General features: G+C 72.2%; 17 protein-coding genes. 6 read left to right on the top strand and 11 right to left on the bottom strand.

Annotated elements, in window-relative coordinates; all coding sequences use genetic code 11:
* The first annotated feature begins 214 nt into the window (after positions 1 to 214).
* Positions 215 to 682 (top strand): hypothetical protein, encoded by a 468-nt coding sequence (locus ACGFI9_RS13495; RefSeq protein ID WP_393178246.1) that lies wholly within the window; start codon positions 215 to 217, stop codon positions 680 to 682.
* A gap of 196 nt (positions 683 to 878) precedes the next feature.
* Here the strand turns inward: ACGFI9_RS13495 and rny are convergent, their stop codons facing one another.
* The 8 genes from rny to ACGFI9_RS13455 form a co-directional block, all read right to left on the bottom strand.
* Positions 879 to 2,645, bottom strand: coding sequence for a ribonuclease Y (rny, locus tag ACGFI9_RS13490; protein ID WP_393178245.1), 1,767 nt, complete (start codon positions 2,643 to 2,645; stop codon positions 879 to 881).
* 836 nt (positions 2,646 to 3,481) lie between these two features.
* Entirely contained in the window at positions 3,482 to 3,961 is a 480-nt protein-coding gene (locus ACGFI9_RS13485; protein ID WP_393178244.1) for a 3-keto-5-aminohexanoate cleavage protein, read from the bottom strand.
* Positions 3,958 to 4,185: a 3-keto-5-aminohexanoate cleavage protein gene (locus ACGFI9_RS13480; protein WP_393178243.1), complete on the bottom strand. Its 228-nt coding sequence runs from the start codon at positions 4,183 to 4,185 to the stop codon at positions 3,958 to 3,960. The genes ACGFI9_RS13485 and ACGFI9_RS13480 overlap by 4 nt, the downstream gene beginning before the upstream one ends.
* A gap of 321 nt (positions 4,186 to 4,506) precedes the next feature.
* Positions 4,507 to 5,205: a regulatory protein RecX gene (locus tag ACGFI9_RS13475; RefSeq protein ID WP_393178242.1), complete on the bottom strand. Its 699-nt coding sequence runs from the start codon at positions 5,203 to 5,205 to the stop codon at positions 4,507 to 4,509.
* Positions 5,206 to 5,216: 11 nt separating this feature from the next.
* Complete coding sequence (gene recA, locus ACGFI9_RS13470; protein WP_393178240.1) at positions 5,217 to 6,266, bottom strand: recombinase RecA; 1,050 nt, start codon at positions 6,264 to 6,266, stop codon at positions 5,217 to 5,219.
* Positions 6,267 to 6,451: 185 nt separating this feature from the next.
* Positions 6,452 to 6,652, bottom strand: coding sequence for a DUF3046 domain-containing protein (locus ACGFI9_RS13465; RefSeq protein ID WP_073832642.1), 201 nt, complete (start codon positions 6,650 to 6,652; stop codon positions 6,452 to 6,454).
* 4 nt (positions 6,653 to 6,656) lie between these two features.
* Positions 6,657 to 7,976, bottom strand: a complete 1,320-nt coding sequence (locus ACGFI9_RS13460) for an MFS transporter (protein WP_393178238.1) — start codon at positions 7,974 to 7,976, stop codon at positions 6,657 to 6,659.
* Between the two features lie 69 nt (positions 7,977 to 8,045).
* Positions 8,046 to 9,188: an acyl-CoA dehydrogenase family protein gene (locus ACGFI9_RS13455; RefSeq protein WP_393178237.1), complete on the bottom strand. Its 1,143-nt coding sequence runs from the start codon at positions 9,186 to 9,188 to the stop codon at positions 8,046 to 8,048.
* A 167-nt stretch (positions 9,189 to 9,355) separates the two neighbouring features.
* Here ACGFI9_RS13455 and ACGFI9_RS13450 point away from each other — a divergent pair, with 167 nt between their 5' ends.
* From ACGFI9_RS13450 to ACGFI9_RS13435, 4 genes are read left to right on the top strand one after another with little or no spacing between them, the layout of a single operon-like run.
* The gene (locus tag ACGFI9_RS13450) at positions 9,356 to 10,438 is read left to right on the top strand and encodes an ABC transporter ATP-binding protein (protein WP_393178236.1); all 1,083 of its coding nucleotides are present in this window, start codon (positions 9,356 to 9,358) and stop codon (positions 10,436 to 10,438) included.
* On the top strand, positions 10,425 to 11,624 hold the full coding sequence (locus ACGFI9_RS13445) for an ABC transporter substrate-binding protein (protein WP_393178235.1): 1,200 nt from the start codon (positions 10,425 to 10,427) through the stop codon (positions 11,622 to 11,624). The genes ACGFI9_RS13450 and ACGFI9_RS13445 overlap by 14 nt, the downstream gene beginning before the upstream one ends.
* Before the next feature lies 1 nt (position 11,625).
* A complete protein-coding gene (locus ACGFI9_RS13440; RefSeq protein WP_393178234.1) occupies positions 11,626 to 12,540 on the top strand; it encodes an ABC transporter permease in 915 nt (304 codons plus the stop codon).
* Positions 12,537 to 13,349, top strand: coding sequence for an ABC transporter permease (locus ACGFI9_RS13435; protein WP_393178232.1), 813 nt, complete (start codon positions 12,537 to 12,539; stop codon positions 13,347 to 13,349). Before ACGFI9_RS13440 ends, ACGFI9_RS13435 begins: the two co-directional genes overlap by 4 nt.
* Before the next feature lie 37 nt (positions 13,350 to 13,386).
* On the opposite strand, the gene ACGFI9_RS13430 is transcribed toward ACGFI9_RS13435, so the two are convergent.
* Positions 13,387 to 14,124 (bottom strand): GNAT family N-acetyltransferase, encoded by a 738-nt coding sequence (locus ACGFI9_RS13430; RefSeq protein ID WP_393178231.1) that lies wholly within the window; start codon positions 14,122 to 14,124, stop codon positions 13,387 to 13,389.
* 93 nt (positions 14,125 to 14,217) lie between these two features.
* Between ACGFI9_RS13430 and ACGFI9_RS13425 the strand changes: the two genes are divergently transcribed.
* Positions 14,218 to 14,871, top strand: a complete 654-nt coding sequence (locus tag ACGFI9_RS13425) for a 4a-hydroxytetrahydrobiopterin dehydratase (protein ID WP_393178470.1) — start codon at positions 14,218 to 14,220, stop codon at positions 14,869 to 14,871.
* Here ACGFI9_RS13425 and ACGFI9_RS13420 read toward each other — a convergent pair.
* A complete protein-coding gene (locus tag ACGFI9_RS13420; RefSeq protein WP_393178230.1) occupies positions 14,868 to 15,569 on the bottom strand; it encodes a UdgX family uracil-DNA binding protein in 702 nt (233 codons plus the stop codon). The two genes, ACGFI9_RS13425 and ACGFI9_RS13420, sit on opposite strands and share 4 nt — an antisense overlap.
* A 45-nt stretch (positions 15,570 to 15,614) precedes the next feature.
* Entirely contained in the window at positions 15,615 to 15,737 is a 123-nt protein-coding gene (locus ACGFI9_RS13415) for a hypothetical protein (protein ID WP_393178229.1), read from the bottom strand.
* Positions 15,738 to 15,819 lie beyond the last annotated feature (82 nt).

The raw sequence follows: 15,819 nt of genomic DNA, 5'->3' as shown, positions 1-15,819 counted from the left end.
TCCTCTCCCAACGCAGGTGATGCGGCAGGGTCATATCAGCGGCGATGGCCTATAGAAGGAGCAAACGAGACTGGACTTCGGCAATAGACAGGCCAGCGCAGACCTTGCTCGTTCGCCGCATGACCTCATGAAGGGGAAGTAAGTCTGCTTTATGGGAAGCGGCCATCGCCTGCCATCGGTGTCAATAGGTCGGCACCAACGACAATACCGGCATATGTCACATGAGGAGGAGGCAATGATGAGATCTACGGAGCCAAGTCGTGTTCCACAGCGGCAGCCAGTAGTGCGCCAGGCGGGAAGGACGATTGCAGCAACCATCGCGCTGGCGTGCATGACGGTGGCGATGGGGTCGGCACCGGCAGCAGCGTCGACGAAGCTGACATGCAACACGGGTTTCGCGGGGACCTGCACTACAGGTAGCCTCTACCCGTACTATAACGGCCCCTACGATGGCATCTTCTACCTCGGAAAGGGCACCTCAAGCTGCGCCGACGTGTCACTCGAAGTCGTTCAAGCGGACAACGGGTTCGTCCACACAAGCATCATCGTCACCACCAAGTCGACCTGGCACGACTACCGCGGCGGCTTCAACCCCAGTAAGCGCTACTACCTGCGTGTGGGAGGGCCCGGCCACTACTGCGAGGGCATAGTCGGCAGTATCGAGAACCGACCACTTCCCTAACTAGTGCATGCTGGCCGTCCTTGCCATTAAGCAAGGACGGCCAGCATGGCAGCACTGCCATCCTCCCTTTAGCTTTGGCTCGGAGGAGAGGAGCAAAATGGCGGATCTCGAATTATCCGATATAGCACGACGAAAAGCTGCGGCCTGGTGCGAACGGCCAGCAGCAGATCTCGCCTCAGATGATCGTTGCCCTTGCTCAACGGGCGATCTCGGTGACCCGGGACTCGCGGACCACGGTGACCCGGATCTGACCCGGGTAGGTCAGCTCCTCCTCGATCTGCTTGGCCACGTCCCGGGCGAGGACCGCCGCGCCGATGTCGTCGACGTCCTCCGGCTTGACCATCACCCGGATCTCGCGGCCCGCCTGCATGGCGAAGACCTTCTCCACACCGATCTTGCCGGCCGCGATCTCCTCGATCCGCTCCAGCCGCTTCACGTACGCCTCGAGGCTCTCCCGCCGCGCCCCCGGCCGGCCGCCGGAGCACGCGTCGCTGGCCTGAGTGAGCACGGCCTCGATGGTCTGCGGCGGCACCTCGTTGTGGTGCGCCTCGATGGCGTGCACCACGTCCTCGCTCTCGCCGTACTTGCGGGCCAGGTCGGCGCCGATGATGGCGTGGCTGCCCTCCACCTCGTGGGTGAGCGCCTTGCCGATGTCGTGCAGGAACGCGCAGCGCTTGATGGTCGGCACGTCCAGCCGCAGCTCGGCGGCCATGATGCCGGCGATGTGCGCGGTCTCCACCAGGTGCTTGAGCACGTTCTGCCCGTACGAGGTCCGGTAGCGCAGCCGGCCGAGCAGGGTGACCAGCTCCGGGTGGATCTCGGTGATGCCGACCTCGACCAGGGCGTCCTCGGCGGCCCGGTGGCAGAGCTCCTCGACCTCGTGCCGGGCCAGGTCGTAGACCTCCTCGATCCGGTGCGGGTGGATCCGCCCGTCCAGCACCAGCTTCTCCAGGGTGAGCCGGCCGACCTCGCGGCGTACCGGGTCGAAGCAGGAGAGCAGCACCGCCTCGGGGGTGTCGTCGATGATCAGGTTGACCCCGGTGACCGACTCGAAGGCGCGGATGTTGCGCCCCTCCCGGCCGATGATCCGTCCCTTCATCTCGTCGCCGGGCAGGTGCAGGACGCTGACCACGCTCTCCGCGGTCTGCTCGCTGGCGACCCGCTGGATGGCGTCCACCACGATGTGCCGGGCCCGCTGCTCGCCGGTGCTGCGGGCGTCCGCCTCGATCTCCCGGACCAGCAGCGCCGCCTCCCGCTTGGCCTGGCCCTCGATCGACTCGACCAGCTCGGCACGGGCCGCCTCGGCGGTCAGCCCGGCCACCCGCTCCAGCTCGCGGCGGCGCTGCTCCTCCGCCGCCGCGACGGCCTGCTCCCGCTCGACCAGGGCGGCCTCCCGGGCGGCGAGGGCGGCGCTGGCGGCGGTGAGCTGCCGCTCCCGTTCGGCGAGCCGCTCCACCTCCTCGGTGTGCAGCCGCTCCCGCTCGTCCATCCGGGCCGCCCGCCGCTCCACCTCGGCGGCCTGCTCGCGGGTGGTCGCGGCGAGCACCGCCACCTCCCGCTCGCCGCTGCGCCGGGCGGCGGTACGCAGCTGCTCGGCGTCCGCCTCGGCCTGCCTGTGCGCCCGCTCCAGCACCGTGTCGGCCTCGGCGCGGGCGTCATCGAGGACCCGGCGGGCCTCGGCCCGGGCCGCCTTCGCCTCGGCCTTGGCGGCGGCCGCCTCGGCGCGGGCCGCGGCGGCGGCCGACTTCGCCACGTCGATGGTGCTGTTCGCCTCGTCGGCGGCGCTGCGCAGGGCCGCCAGGGACTGCTCCTGCCGGTCCTTCTCGGCGATGAAGGCCGGATCCTCGGGCGCCGGTGCCACACTGATCCGGCGCAGGGTACGCACGCCGAACACCACGGCGCCCACCACCACGACGGTGAGGATCAGCACCACCACCAGGAGAACCACGTCGAAGCCGCTCATGCCGCCGCCTCCCACGGACGGCCGGACGGACGGGCCGTGGCGGTGCGCGTCGCGCTGACCCGGGAGCCGCCGGCCGGCCTGAGGCGTACGGCGTGGCCGGGGCCGGTGGCCGGACGGGCGCGGTCGGGAACGCGGCCCGGCGAGGAGCGACCGGCAGCGCGTGGAAGACCGCCGGTGAACCTCTGCCGCCCCGTCATGGCCGCCTCCCCTGAACGTCACGCCGCAGACGACGTGCCGACTGGGCACGCACCTGCGGCTCTGGACGCCCGACCGGAGCGACTGGCCGTGGGTAGCGTTCCGTCGGCGGTGCCCACGGAGGGGGCATCGCCGACAACCGGTTGCAGTTGTCGGTCGGCTCCGGACCGGTTGTCCGGAGCTGCCGTCAAAGGCCGGTGACGCTGGCCGAAAGTGATGCTGTTCTGTTACGCGATCTATGTTGTGCGCTTAGCCTGCGCTGGTCGGGCAAAGTGAGCCTGTATGGCGAGGCTAGGTCGCCGGAGGCGGTTCGGTCAAGGACTCATGATCAAACCACCCGGACGGAGAGAAGTTACGACATCACGCAGCGCTCATCAGATGCCGGACACGGCCGGACAAACCTCGCGTCCGCCAAGCCCCTCCGTCGCCTTCCCGACCTGCTCAGAGCCCTCGCGCCGCCACCCACCGGACTCCCTGACGCGCCGCGTCGCGTCACCTCCCCCGGCAATGACCAACGGCACGTCGCGGTGGCGACAACTTCCCCGAAAGTGTGGCCTCCGACTCGCGGGAGGCGACAACTTCCGGGAAGTTGCGCGGATCATGACGGCCGTGAGTGGCGGGCGGCGGAGGCCGCCGACCGGTCAGGCGGCGCCGAGAGTGCGGGCAGCGGCCACGAGGGCGGTGTTGTCGGACGCGACGGAGCCGTCCGGCAGGAGCAGGGTGTCCTCCAGGCCGATCCGGGTGGCCAGGCCCCGGAGTACCGCCTCGGTGAGGACCGGCCAGGTGGCGGCACCCTCGCCGTGCAGCAGCACCGGCGGGCCGCCGGCGGGCAGCGCGCCGAGGATCGCGGCGGCGTCGGCCAGCGCCACGTCGGGCTCCTCCGCCAAGCACTCGACGAGGATCCGACCGACCGGCACCCGCCAGCGCAGCCAGGCTTCGACCGCCGCCACGGTCCAGAGCCCGACCTCCACCATGACCCCCCGCTCGTGCAGGGCCGCGGCGACCGCCGCCGCGCCCGGCTCGTGGGCGTTGACCGAGGCGAAGTCGGGCAGCACCGTCCAGGCCCGGACGGCGGCGACCCGGACGGCCGGGTCGGGCGCGATCCAGGCTCCGGTGCTCACCCCGATCGGCAGGCCCGGCGGGCGGCCCGGACGGCGGTGACCGCGTCGGCGATCGCGGTCGGGGCGAGGGACTCGGCACCGGCCGGGTCCCGGGGGTGGACGTGCACGGCCGCGACCCCCGACGCGGCGCACCGGACGGCATCGGCAGCCAACTCGGCCGGCGTGACCGGCACGGCCAGGTGCTCCTCCCGTCGCCGCCCACCGTTCAGACAGGCTTTCAACATCCGGCCATCATGGCCCGACCGAGCGACATTCTGGCCGACTCGGGCCGCCCGCCGTGCCCGGGCAAGCCCCGTCGCCGGCCGCGCGCCGAGATACGGCAATCCGGCCCGCCCCGGCGCCCCGACATGCCGCACCCCGCGCGTCCACCCGCCCGGCACGGGTCGCACCCCGGACCACGGGCCGCGGCCCCGGAACCACGGGCCGCGCTCGGCATGCCGCAATCCGGCCGTCCCGGCGCCCGCATGCCCCGACATGCCGCACCCCGCATACCGGCCACGCCAGACCGGCCGACCACGCCAGACCCGGCCGGGCCTGGCGCACGGTCAGTCGAGGGGGCGGGAGTCGCGGTCGAGGTCGTTCTCGGCGTCGGCGAGGGCGTCGGCGTCGATGTGCTCGGCGAACTCGGCGGCCTCGGCGCTCTGCGCGGCGAGGCCGTCCTTCACCGCCCGAATCGCCACGCCGGGCGGGTAGCCCTTGCGGGCCAGCATGCCGACCAGGCGGCGGAACACCGCGTCGGGCTCGCCGCGGGCCGAGCGCAGCTTCCGCTCGACCAGGGCGCGGGCGGTCTCCGCCTCGGTCTCCTCGTCCAGCTCGCCGAGGGCCTCGGTGGCCACGTCGCCGTCGACGCCGCGTTGCCGCAGCTCGTTGGCGAGCGCCCGCCGGGCCAGCCCTCGGCCGGTGTGCCGGCTGGTGACCCAGGCCCGGGCGAAGGCGGCGTCGTCGATGATGCCGACCTCGTCGTACCGGTCGAGGACCTGGGCGGCGACCTCCTCGGAGATGCCCCGCTTGGCCAGGACCCCGGCCAGTTCTGCCCGGGTACGCGGCCGGACCGCGAGCTGCCGCAGGCAGATCTCCCGGGCCACCTCGGCCTCGTCGCGCGGCGGAGCCGGAGCCTCCCCGGAATCGGGCTCCTCCGCGCGGCCACGTCGACCTCGGCGGGGTCGGGGCGTGCTGTTGGCGTCACCCGCGCGGGGCGGACTGGCGTCCCAGCCGCGCCCCGTACGGGCACGTCGTCCTGCCACGGGTCAGCGGATCAGAAGTCGACCGGCGGCAGCTCCGGGCCACCGGCGGCGTCGCCGGCGCCGCCGACCCCGACGCCGAGCTTCTCCAGGATCTTCTTCTCGATCTCGGCGGCCACGTCCGGGTTCTCCCGGAGGAACTCGCGGGCCTTCTCCTTGCCCTGGCCGAGCTGGTCGCCGTCGTAGGTGTACCAGGCGCCGGACTTGCGGATGATCGCCTGCTCCACGCCGACGTCGATCAGCGAGCCCTCGCGGGAGATGCCCTTGCCGTACATGATGTCGAACTCGGCCTGCTTGAACGGCGCGGCGACCTTGTTCTTCACGACCTTGACCCGGGTGCGGTTACCGACCACGTCGGTGCCGTCCTTGAGGCTCTCGATGCGGCGCACGTCGAGCCGGACCGAGGCGTAGAACTTCAGGGCCCGACCACCGGTGGTGGTCTCCGGGCTGCCGAACATCACGCCGATCTTCTCGCGGAGCTGGTTGATGAAGATCGCCGTGGTGCCGGTGTTGTTGAGCACACCGGTGATCTTCCGCAGCGCCTGGCTCATCAGCCGGGCCTGGAGACCCACGTGGCTGTCGCCCATCTCGCCCTCGATCTCGGCGCGCGGCACCAGGGCGGCCACCGAGTCGATCACGATGATGTCGAGCGCGCCGGAGCGGACCAGCATGTCCGCGATCTCCAGCGCCTGCTCGCCGGTGTCCGGCTGGGAGACCAGCAGGGCGTCGGTGTCGACGCCGAGGGCCTTCGCGTACTCCGGGTCGAGCGCGTGCTCGGCGTCGATGAAGGCGGCGATGCCGCCGGCCCGCTGAGCGTTGGCCACGGCGTGCAGGGCCACGGTGGTCTTACCGCTGGACTCCGGGCCGTAGATCTCGATGACCCGGCCGCGGGGCAGACCGCCCACGCCGAGCGCCACGTCGAGCGCGATGGAGCTGGTCGGGATGACGGCGGTCTGCACGACCGGCCGCTCCCCCAGCCGCATCACCGAACCCTTGCCGAACTGCTTGTCGATCTGAGCGAGAGCAAGGTCGAGCGCCTTCTCCCGGTCCGGCCCTGCCGCCATCGTTGCCACCCCTGCCTTCGCCGGCGTCTTACCTGAGCTTCGCGTCACGCGGGACACGCTAGGCGCTGGGTCCGACAGAAAACCAGCCGACGGGCCGCGAGCTGTGGACGAGCACCCCGCTGTGGACAATAGCCGAACAGGTGTACGACTCGGCAAGCGACACGCGGAACCGGAGAAAAGGCTGCTCAGCGTAGTCGCGCGGGTACCCGGTCGGGATAGGCGGCGACGACCGCCCGCCACACCACGTGGGTCTCCTCACCCGCCGCCAGCGCCTGCTCGATGGTCCGCCCACCGAGCTGGGACAGCACCTGGTCGCTGGCGATGCTGGCCGCGTAGCCCGGCCCGAACGCCTCCTCCAGCCGCGCCCAGAAGTCGGTCAGCCGCACGTGATCATTCCTCCTTGACCGGCACCCCGGCGGGCACCGGACGCAACGCTAGCGCCACCAGCGGCACCACCGTGATCGCCGCCAGCAGGGTGAGCGTGGGATAACCGGCCACCCGCATGACAAACCCGCTGAGCGCCGCGGCGCCTGCGCCGGCCAGCCCCATGATCAGGTCGGAGAACCCCTGCACGGCCGGCCGCACCCCGGTGGGCACCGACTCCGACAGCAGCGTGGAACCGGCCACCATGGTGCCCGACCAGCCCAGCCCGAGCAGCGTCAGGCCGACGGAGAGCGCCGGCGTGTGGTGCCCGGCCGTGCCGGCGACCGCGCAGGCGGCCAACAGCACCGCGACCCCACCGAGGATCACCGCCCGCCGGCCGAGCCGGTCGGTCAGCCAGCCCACCACCGGCGACAGCGCGTACATGCCGGCGATGTGCAGGCTCAGCACGATGCCGACCACCCGCAGCACGTCGGCGTCGTGGTGGAACTCGCCGAGCCGTACCGGGGTCATCGACATCACCGCGACCATCACCACGTGGCCCACCGCCACGGCCGCGATGCCGAGCCGGGCGGCCGGCCGTTCGCGTACCACCAGCCAGGCCGCACGCATCCCCGCGCCGCGCCGCGCGGCGACCTTGACCGGCGGGGAGCCGACCGGCTCGGCGACCGGCGCGTCGGCCGCCGCCAGGCGGCGCGCGGTGAGCAGCGGGTCGGGGCGCAGCAGGGCCAGCAGGACGACCGCGGCCAGCACGAACGCGGCCGCACTGAACGCGAACGGGCCGGCCAGCGGCGGCAGGCCCCAGCCGTTGGTGGTGTGATCGGCGAGCGCGGCGAAGTTCGGCGCCGCCACCGCACCGATGGTGGTGGCCCAGACGATCAGCGAGAGCTGCCGCCCGCGGCGGGCCGGTTCGGCGAGGTCGACGGCGGTGTAGCGGGCCTGGAGGTTGGCCGCGGTGCCGCCGCCGAAGAGCAGCATGCCGAGGAAGAGCAGTGGCACCCAGCGGGTGACCGCGGCGAGCACCACCAGCACGCCTCCGGCCGCCCCGGCGAGGTACGCCAGCGCCAGACCCGGCCGGCGGCCGTGACCGGTCATGATCCGGGTGACCGGGACGGCCAGCAGCGCCCCGCCGACCACGGCGGCGCTCTGCGCGAGGCCGGCCACGGCGGTGCCGGCGATCCGGGCGGCGAGCAGCGCGCCCACGGCGATGCCGATGGTCACCCCGATACCGCCGATGATCTGGGTGACGAAGAGCAGGCGCAGCGTGCGCCGCTGGATCGGCGCGACGTCGGGCCGGGTCAGGGCCGGCGCGGTGAGGTCGGTGGCCATGTGGGCATCTCCTCCGTAAGGGGCGACCCATCCTTGCGCACCGGACCGGGCGGGCTCCACCCGGTTCTGCTACAGGCCGAGCCCCCGGCCGATGATCTCCTTCATGATCTCGGTGGTACCGCCGTAGATGGTCTGCACCCGGCCGTCCAGCCAGGCCTTCGCGACCGGGTACTCGAGCATGAAGCCGTAGCCGCCGTGCAGCTGGAGGCAGCGGTCGGCGACCTTGTTCTGCAGCTCGGTGGTCCACCACTTGGCCTTCGCCGCGTCGGTGACCGAGAGCCGGCCGGCGTTGAACTCGGCGACGCAGTGGTTGACGAAGGTACGCGCGATGGTGACCTCGGTGTCCAGCTCGGCCAGGAGGAAGCGGTTGTGCTGGAACTTCCCGATCGGCCGGCCGAACGCCTCCCGGGAGCGGACGTGGTCGAGGGTGAGCGCGAGCAGCTTCTCGGCGGCGGCCACCGCGGCGACGGCGATGCTGAGCCGCTCCCGGGGCAGGTTGGCCATCAGGTGGTAGAAGCCGTGGTTCTCGGTGCCGATCAGGTGTTCCGCCGGCACCCGGCAGTCGTCGAAGAAGAGCTCGGCGGTGTCGTTGGCCTTCAGGCCGACCTTCTCCAGCCGCCGTCCCCGGGTGAAGCCGGGCGTGCCGGTCTCCACCACGACCAGGCTCACCCCGTGCGCGCCCTGGTCCGGCGCGGTCCGCACGACCACCACCACGAGATCGGCCATCTCCCCGTTGGTGATGAACGTCTTCTGGCCGTTGAGCAGGTAGGTGTCGCCGTCGCGGACCGCGCTGGTCCGGATGCCGGCCAGGTCGCTGCCGGCGCCGGGCTCGCTCATCGCGATGGCGGTGACCAGGTCGCCGGAGCAGAAGCCCGGCAGCCAGCGCTTGCGCTGGTCCTCGGTGGTCAACTCGGTCAGGTACGGGGCCACCACGTCGTTGTGCAGCCCGAAGCCCAGCCCGGAGCAGCCGGCCGCGACGATCTCCTCGACCAGCACCGCGTTGAACCGGAAGTCCCGCTGCCCGCCGCCGCCGTACTCCGGGTCGACGTCCATACCGAGCAGCCCGGCCGCGCCGGCCTTGCGCCACACCTCGCGGTCGACGATGCCCTCGGCCTCCCAGCGGGCGTGGTGCGGCACGGCCTCCCGGGCGAGGAACTCGCGGCACAGGTCCCGGAACTCTTCGTGGACGGGCTCGTAGAGATGCTGCTCCATGGCGACGAGTGTGCCCGCCGGGACGGCCGGCGGGAAGGGGCCGCCCGGCAAGGCAAACCGCCATCAGCTCTTGACGACGCTATCCGTCGCGGCTCTATTCTCACGGCACGATTTCCGTGGACCCTGGTCCGCTGGCGCAACGTTAACCGTAGGACTGAGGAGCGCCCATGTCAGCCGGGCCCGCCACCCCCGCCGTCTCCCTCCGCGGGCTGCGCAAGTCGTTCGGCCCGGTGGAGGCGGTGGCCGGCGTCGATCTGGACATCGCCGACGGCGAGTTCTTCTCGATGCTCGGGCCGTCCGGCTCGGGCAAGACGACCGTGCTCCGCATGATCGCCGGGTTCGAGCCGCCGACCGCCGGGAGCGTGCTGCTCGGCGGACGCGACGTCACCCGGCTGGCCCCGTTCGAGCGGGACGTCAACACCGTCTTCCAGGACTACGCGCTGTTCCCGCACATGACCGTCCGGCAGAACGTCGAGTACGGCCTGCGGGTGCGCAAGGTCGGCCGCGCCGAACGCCGCCAGCGGGCCGACGAGGCGCTGCGCGGCGTACGGCTGGAGGGCCTGGCAGACCGGCGACCGGCCGCGCTCTCCGGCGGGCAACGGCAGCGGGTGGCCCTGGCCCGCGCGCTGGTCGTCCGGCCGAAGGTGCTCCTGCTCGACGAACCGCTCGGCGCCCTGGACCTGAAGCTGCGCGAGCAGATGCAGGTCGAGTTGAAGGCGCTCCAGCGGGAGGTGGGCATCACCTTCGTCTTCGTCACCCACGACCAGGAGGAGGCGCTCACCATGAGCGACCGGGTGGCGGTCTTCGACAACGGCCGGATCGCCCAGGTGGGCACCCCCGCCGAGGTCTACGAGCGGCCCGCCACCCCGTTCGTCGCCGGCTTCGTCGGCACGTCCAACCTGCTCACCGGCGACGCGGCCCGCACGGTGCTCGGCCGCGACGGCACCTTCTCCATCCGGCCGGAGAAGATCCGGCTCGACGGTCCACCGCCGACCGACGGGGAGACCTCGGCCACCGGACGGGTGGCCGAGGTCGTCTACGCCGGGGCGAGCACCCGGTTCGTCGTCGACCTCGACGCCGGCGCGCGGCTGGTCGTGACGCAACAGAACCTGACCACCTCCTCGGCCGACGTGGCGGCACTGCGCGGCACCCCGGTACGCCTGGCGTGGCGCACCGAGCACGCCGTGGCCGTACCGGTCCCCGCCGTACCGACCCCCCTTACGAAGGAGAGCGCTCATGCGTACCGGTAGAACCCTCACCGCGCTCGCCGCGGTCGGCCTGCTCGCCCTGACCGGCTGCGGCGACGGCGGCACGACCACCGGCGGTTCTGGCCCGGGCGGCATCAAGCCGCCGAAGATCGACAAGCTCGCGTCGCTGGGCGCGGGCGAGGGCCAGGTCAACGTCGTCGCCTGGGCCGGGTACGTCGAGGACGGCTCCACCGATCCGAAGGTGGACTGGGTCACCGACTTCGAGAAGCAGACGGGCTGCCAGGTCAACGTCAAGGTCGCCGGCACCTCCGACGAGATGGTGACGCTGATGAAGACCGGCGAGTACGACGTGGTCTCCGCCTCCGGGGACGCCTCGCTGCGGCTGATCTACGGCGGCGACGTCGCCCCGGTGAACACCGACCTGATCAGCAACTACAAGGACGTCTTCGACGGGCTCAAGCTGAAGCAGTGGAACTCCGTCGACGGGGTGGCCTACGGCGTCCCGCACGGACGCGGCGCGAACCTGCTGATGTACCGCACCGACGTGGTCAAGCCGGCCCCGACCTCCTGGGGCGCGGTGTTCGACGCGAACTCCCCCTACAAGGGGAAGATCACCGCGTACGACTCGCCGATCTATATCGCGGACGCGGCGCTCTACCTGATGAAGCACCAGCCGGAACTCGGCATCAAGAACCCGTACGCGCTGGACGACAAGCAGTTCGCCGCGGCGGTCGACCTGCTGAAGAAGCAGAACGAGCTGATCGGCGAGTACTGGTCGGACTACACCAAGGAGGTGCAGGCATTCAAGGCCGGCAACTCGGTGCTCGGCACCACCTGGCAGGTCATCGCCAACCTGGCCACCGCCGACAAGGCCCCGGTCGAGGCGATCCTGCCCGAGGAGGGGGCGACCGGCTGGTCCGACACCTGGATGATCTCCGCCAAGGCGAAGCACCCGAACTGCGCGTACCGCTGGATGGACCACATCATCTCGCCGAAGGCCAACGCCGCGGTGGCCGAGTGGTTCGGTGAGGCGCCGTCCAACAAGCTGGCCTGCGCCGAGACCGCCGACAAGAAGCACTGCGCGACGTACCACGCCGAGGACGAGTCCTACTTCGAGAAGGTCTGGTACTGGAACACCCCGGTGCAGCAGTGCCTGGACGGGCGTACCGACGTCACGTGCAAGGACTACGCGGCCTGGACCCAGGCCTGGACGACGATCAAGGGCTGAGGTGGCCACCTCCACGCTCGACCGGCCCGCGGGCGGCGCCAGCGCCCTCCGCGGGCCGGTCCGCCGGCTCTCGGCCTGGCTGCACCGGCACGCCGGGGTACGCCTCGCCGCCCTGCTCGCCGCGCCGCTGTTCTGGCTGGTGGTCGCCTACCTGGGCGCGCTGGCGGTGCTGTTCGTCTCGGCGCTCTGGACGGTCAACGGGTTCACCGGGGAGGTCGTCCGCCAGCCCACGCTGGACAACTTCCGCACCATCGTCACCGACGAGGTCTACCGGACGGTCGCGCTGCGCAGCGTCGGCGTGGCCGCCGGGGTAACGGTGATCGACACCCTGATCGCCCTGCCGATGGCCTTCTACATGGCGAAGGTCGCCAAGCCCCGCCACCGGCGCTGGCTGGTGGTCGCCATCCTCACCCCGCTCTGGGCCAGCTACCTGGTCAAGGCGTACGCCTGGCGGGTGCTGCTGGCCAACGGCGGGCCGGTGGACTGGCTGTTCGGCGGGCCGGGCAGCGGCCCCGGGTACGGGCTGGGCGCGACCGTGCTGGTGCTGGCCTACCTCTGGCTGCCGTACATGATCCTGCCGGTGTACGCGGGCCTGGAGCGGTTGCCCGACTCGCTGCTGGAGGCGTCGGCGGACCTGGGCGCCCGGGCCGGCCGGACGTTCCGCGCGGTGGTGCTGCCGGTGGTGGTCCCGTCGGTGATCGCCGGCTCGATCTTCACCTTCTCGCTCTCGCTCGGTGACTACATCACCGTGCAGATCGTGGGCGGCAAGACGCAGCTCATCGGCAACCTCGTCTACGTCAACATCGGGGCGGCGAACAACCTGCCGTTCGCCGCCGCGCTGGCCACCATCCCGGTCCTGATCATGGTCGGCTACCTGGTCGCCGTACGGCGGTCCGGGGCCCTGGAGGAGTTGTGACCCTCTCCCGGTCGGCACGCTGGCTGCTGCGCGGCGCGATGGCGCTCGGCCTGGCCTTCATCTACCTGCCGCTCTCCATCGTGCTGGTCAACTCGTTCAACGCGGACCGCACGTTCGCCTGGCCCCCGCCCCGCTGGACCACCGAGTGGTGGGTACGCGCCTGGGAGAACGCGGGCGCCCGGGAGGCGCTGTGGACGTCGGTCCAGGCCGGGCTGGGCGCCACCGCCGTCGCGCTGCTGCTCGGCTCCCTGGTCGCCTTCGCCGTGCAGCGGTACCGGTTCTTCGGTCGCGAGACCGTGTCGCTGCTGGTGGTGCTGCCGATCGCGCTGCCCGGCATCGTCACCGGCATCGCGCTGGACACCGCGTTCCGGTCGGTGCTGGCGCCGCTCGGCATCGGCAAGGGACTCTTCTCGGTCATCGTCGGGCACGCGACGTTCTGCGTGGTCGTCGTCTACAACAACGTGCTGGCCCGGCTGCGCCGGTCCGGCGGCAACCTCCAGGAGGCATCGGCCGACCTGGGCGCCGACGGCTGGCAGACCTTCCGGTACGTGACGTTCCCGGTGCTGCGCTCGGCGCTGCTGGCCGGCGCGCTGCTGGCGTTCGGCCTCTCCTTCGACGAGATCATCGTCACCACGTTCACCGCCGGGCCGGGCGTGCAGACCCTGCCGATCTGGATCTTCAGCAACCTGTTCCGGCCGAACCAGGCGCCGGTCATCAACGTGGTGGCCGCCGTGCTCATCGTCGCCTCGGTGGTGCCGATCTACCTGGCCCAGCGGCTCTCCGACACGGCCAGCGGCGGCCGCCTCTGACCGCCCGCCACGGCCCGCGCGCCGTGGTGGCGCGCGCTCAACCCCACCAGGTGGCGTCGGCGACCGGGACGAAGCCGAGCGAGTCGTAGAGCGGGCGGCCGGCGCGGGCCGCGGTGAGCGTCATGGGTACGCCGCCGAAGCGGCCGAGCACGCCGTGCAGCAGGGCCCGGCCCACGCCCCGGGACCGGTGCGCGGGCAGGGTCGTCATCCAGTAGAGGCCGACGCCCTCGTCGCGGACGGTCAGGCAGGCTCCGGCCGGCGTGGCGCCCGGTCCGGTGGCGTCGGCGACGTCCCGGTGGACCAGGAAGAACCGGACCTCCGGCCGGTCCAGCAGGGCGGGCGGGAACGCCTGCCCCGGGCGGTACGGCTGGAACGGCTCCAGCGGGAAGCCGTGCACCACCACGTCCTCGGCGACGGCCAGTCGGTCGGCGTGCCCGACCGGGGTGACCGGCAACGACGGGTCGGGCACCGGCCCGGGGCGGCGGATCATCACCGGCAGGGTGCGCGGGCTCAGCCCGAGGTCGGCGAGGTCCAGCCGCGCGTACTGGTCCTCGACGACGACGCGGCCGGTCCGCCCGCGGACGAGCGCGGCCAGCGCGGCCCGGTCGTCCGGGGAGGGGTCCGGGTCGGCCAGGAGGATCCGCAGCCCGGCGGGCGCGTCGCCCAGCACGGCGAGGAAGCCCGGCCGGCTCAGCAGCCGGTGCCCGCGGCTCTCGGCGAGCGCCGTCCACATGGCGGCGGCGTTGCGGACGGACAGCTCAAGATCACTCGTCATGCCCCGACGCTAGGCCCGGTGGCCGGCACCGCGCAGGTCCATTTCGCCGCCGTCGGGCTGGTCCGTTCCGCCGACGTACGCCAGCATGGCGGGATGACCACGCTGACCGGACGACAGATCGCCGACGAGAAACTGGACGGCTGGACCTACCTGCTGGGCGGCCTGCAGACCCGGATCCGGACGCCGAACTTCGCCACCGGGCTGTCGATCGTGGACGCGATCGGCGCCGAGGCCGAGCGGATGGACCACCATCCCGACCTGGACCTGCGCTACACCCACGTCGACGTCCGGCTCTGGTCGCACGACGCCCGCGGGGTCACCCGCCGGGACGTCCGGCTGGCCCGGGCCATCTCGGCGATCGCCGCCGAGGCCGGGGTGACGCTGGCGCACACCGGCGTCGCCCGCCTCGAACTCGCGCTGGACAGCCCGGACTTCGCCGCGGTGCTGCCGTTCTGGCGGGCGGTGCTGGCCTGGGAGCACCTCGCGGGGCCGGGGTTCGGCGACGAGCTGCGCGACCCGGCCGGCACGCTGCCCACCGTGTGGTTCCAGGAGTCCGGCCGGGAGGAGCCCCGGCAGCGCTGGCACCCGGACGTGTGGGTGGACCCGGCGGAGGTGCAACCGCGGATCGACGCCGCCCTCGCGGCCGGCGGGACGCTGGTCAGCGACGCGGCGGCGCCGCACTTCTGGGTGCTCGCCGACCCGGACGGCAACCGGGTCTGCCTCTGCACCTGGCAGGGACGCGATTAGCGGGCCAGGGCGCGGGCGGCGACCTTCAGGTCCTTGACCAGGCCCTCGTACGCCACCTCCTGGTTGTCGGCGCGCAGCACCGCGGACGGGTGGATGGTGGCCAGCAGCCGGGCCTCGGGGGCGTCGGCCACCTTCCCGGCGCTGTCCACCGGCACCTGGGCGAAGTCCTCCGGATGCTGGGCGGCGGCGGGCCAGGGCATCAGTTCGCCGCGCTGCTTCGTCACCCGGAAGGTCGGGCCGAGCAGCGCCTTGGCGGCGGTGGCGCCGAGCACCACCACGATCTCCGGGCGGAGCCGGGCGAACTCGGCGACCAGCCAGGGCCGGCAGGCGGTGATGTGCACCCGGTCCGGGCTCTGGTGGATCCGCCGCTTGCCACGCAGCTCGAAGCGGAAGTGCTTCACGGCATTCGTGATATATACCCGGCTTGCATCGATTTTGGCGTCGTCGACCGCCCGCCGCAGCACCCGGCCGGCCGGCCCGACGAAGGGCAGGCCCTGCTTGTCCTCCATGTCGCCGGGCTGCTCCCCGACGAAGACCACCTGGGCGCTCTCGTCGCCCCGGCCGAAGACGGTCTGGGTGGCGTCGCGGTAGAGCTGGCAGCCGCGACAGCCGGCCGCCGCGGCGCGTAGCTGGTCGATGGTGTCCGCCTGCGGCGGGATGAACTCCTGGGCTCCGGGCGCGCTCTCGGTCTCGGCCATGCCGACTTTATATACCGGTTTCGTCACCGACGCCCGGCCCGGGCGTCAATAGCCGCCGCCACCACCGCCGCCGCCGCGCGAAGCCAGGGCGATCGCGATGATGATGAGAATGATCACCACCACCGCCACGCCGATCCAGACGCCTCTGCGGGACCCGTTCGAAGCCACGCCACCCACCTCCCGGCCCGGGGTACCCGCCGGCGGCCGGGACATGCGGTCCCGGGCCCGCGCCGGTCCGGTCGACGCCGTC

This window comes from Micromonospora sp. NPDC048930, from assembly GCF_043197935.1.
In the GTDB taxonomy this organism is placed as follows: Bacteria; Actinomycetota; Actinomycetes; order Mycobacteriales; family Micromonosporaceae; genus Micromonospora.
Note: the sequence above shows the minus strand (reverse complement) of the source record. Positions and strands in the feature narration are given on the sequence as shown.

Coding starts and splice junctions, on each gene's coding strand:
- ACGFI9_RS13495 (WP_393178246.1), top strand. CDS start 215: ATGTCACATGAGGAGGAGGCAATGATGAGATCTACGGAGCCAAGTCGT.
- rny (WP_393178245.1), bottom strand. CDS start 2,645: ATGAGCGGCTTCGACGTGGTTCTCCTGGTGGTGGTGCTGATCCTCACC.
- ACGFI9_RS13480 (WP_393178243.1), bottom strand. CDS start 4,185: ATGTTGAAAGCCTGTCTGAACGGTGGGCGGCGACGGGAGGAGCACCTG.
- recA (WP_393178240.1), bottom strand. CDS start 6,266: ATGGCGGCAGGGCCGGACCGGGAGAAGGCGCTCGACCTTGCTCTCGCT.
- ACGFI9_RS13460 (WP_393178238.1), bottom strand. CDS start 7,976: ATGGCCACCGACCTCACCGCGCCGGCCCTGACCCGGCCCGACGTCGCG.
- ACGFI9_RS13455 (WP_393178237.1), bottom strand. CDS start 9,188: ATGGAGCAGCATCTCTACGAGCCCGTCCACGAAGAGTTCCGGGACCTG.
- ACGFI9_RS13450 (WP_393178236.1), top strand. CDS start 9,356: ATGTCAGCCGGGCCCGCCACCCCCGCCGTCTCCCTCCGCGGGCTGCGC.
- ACGFI9_RS13445 (WP_393178235.1), top strand. CDS start 10,425: ATGCGTACCGGTAGAACCCTCACCGCGCTCGCCGCGGTCGGCCTGCTC.
- ACGFI9_RS13430 (WP_393178231.1), bottom strand. CDS start 14,124: ATGACGAGTGATCTTGAGCTGTCCGTCCGCAACGCCGCCGCCATGTGG.
- ACGFI9_RS13425 (WP_393178470.1), top strand. CDS start 14,218: ATGACCACGCTGACCGGACGACAGATCGCCGACGAGAAACTGGACGGC.
- ACGFI9_RS13420 (WP_393178230.1), bottom strand. CDS start 15,569: ATGGCCGAGACCGAGAGCGCGCCCGGAGCCCAGGAGTTCATCCCGCCG.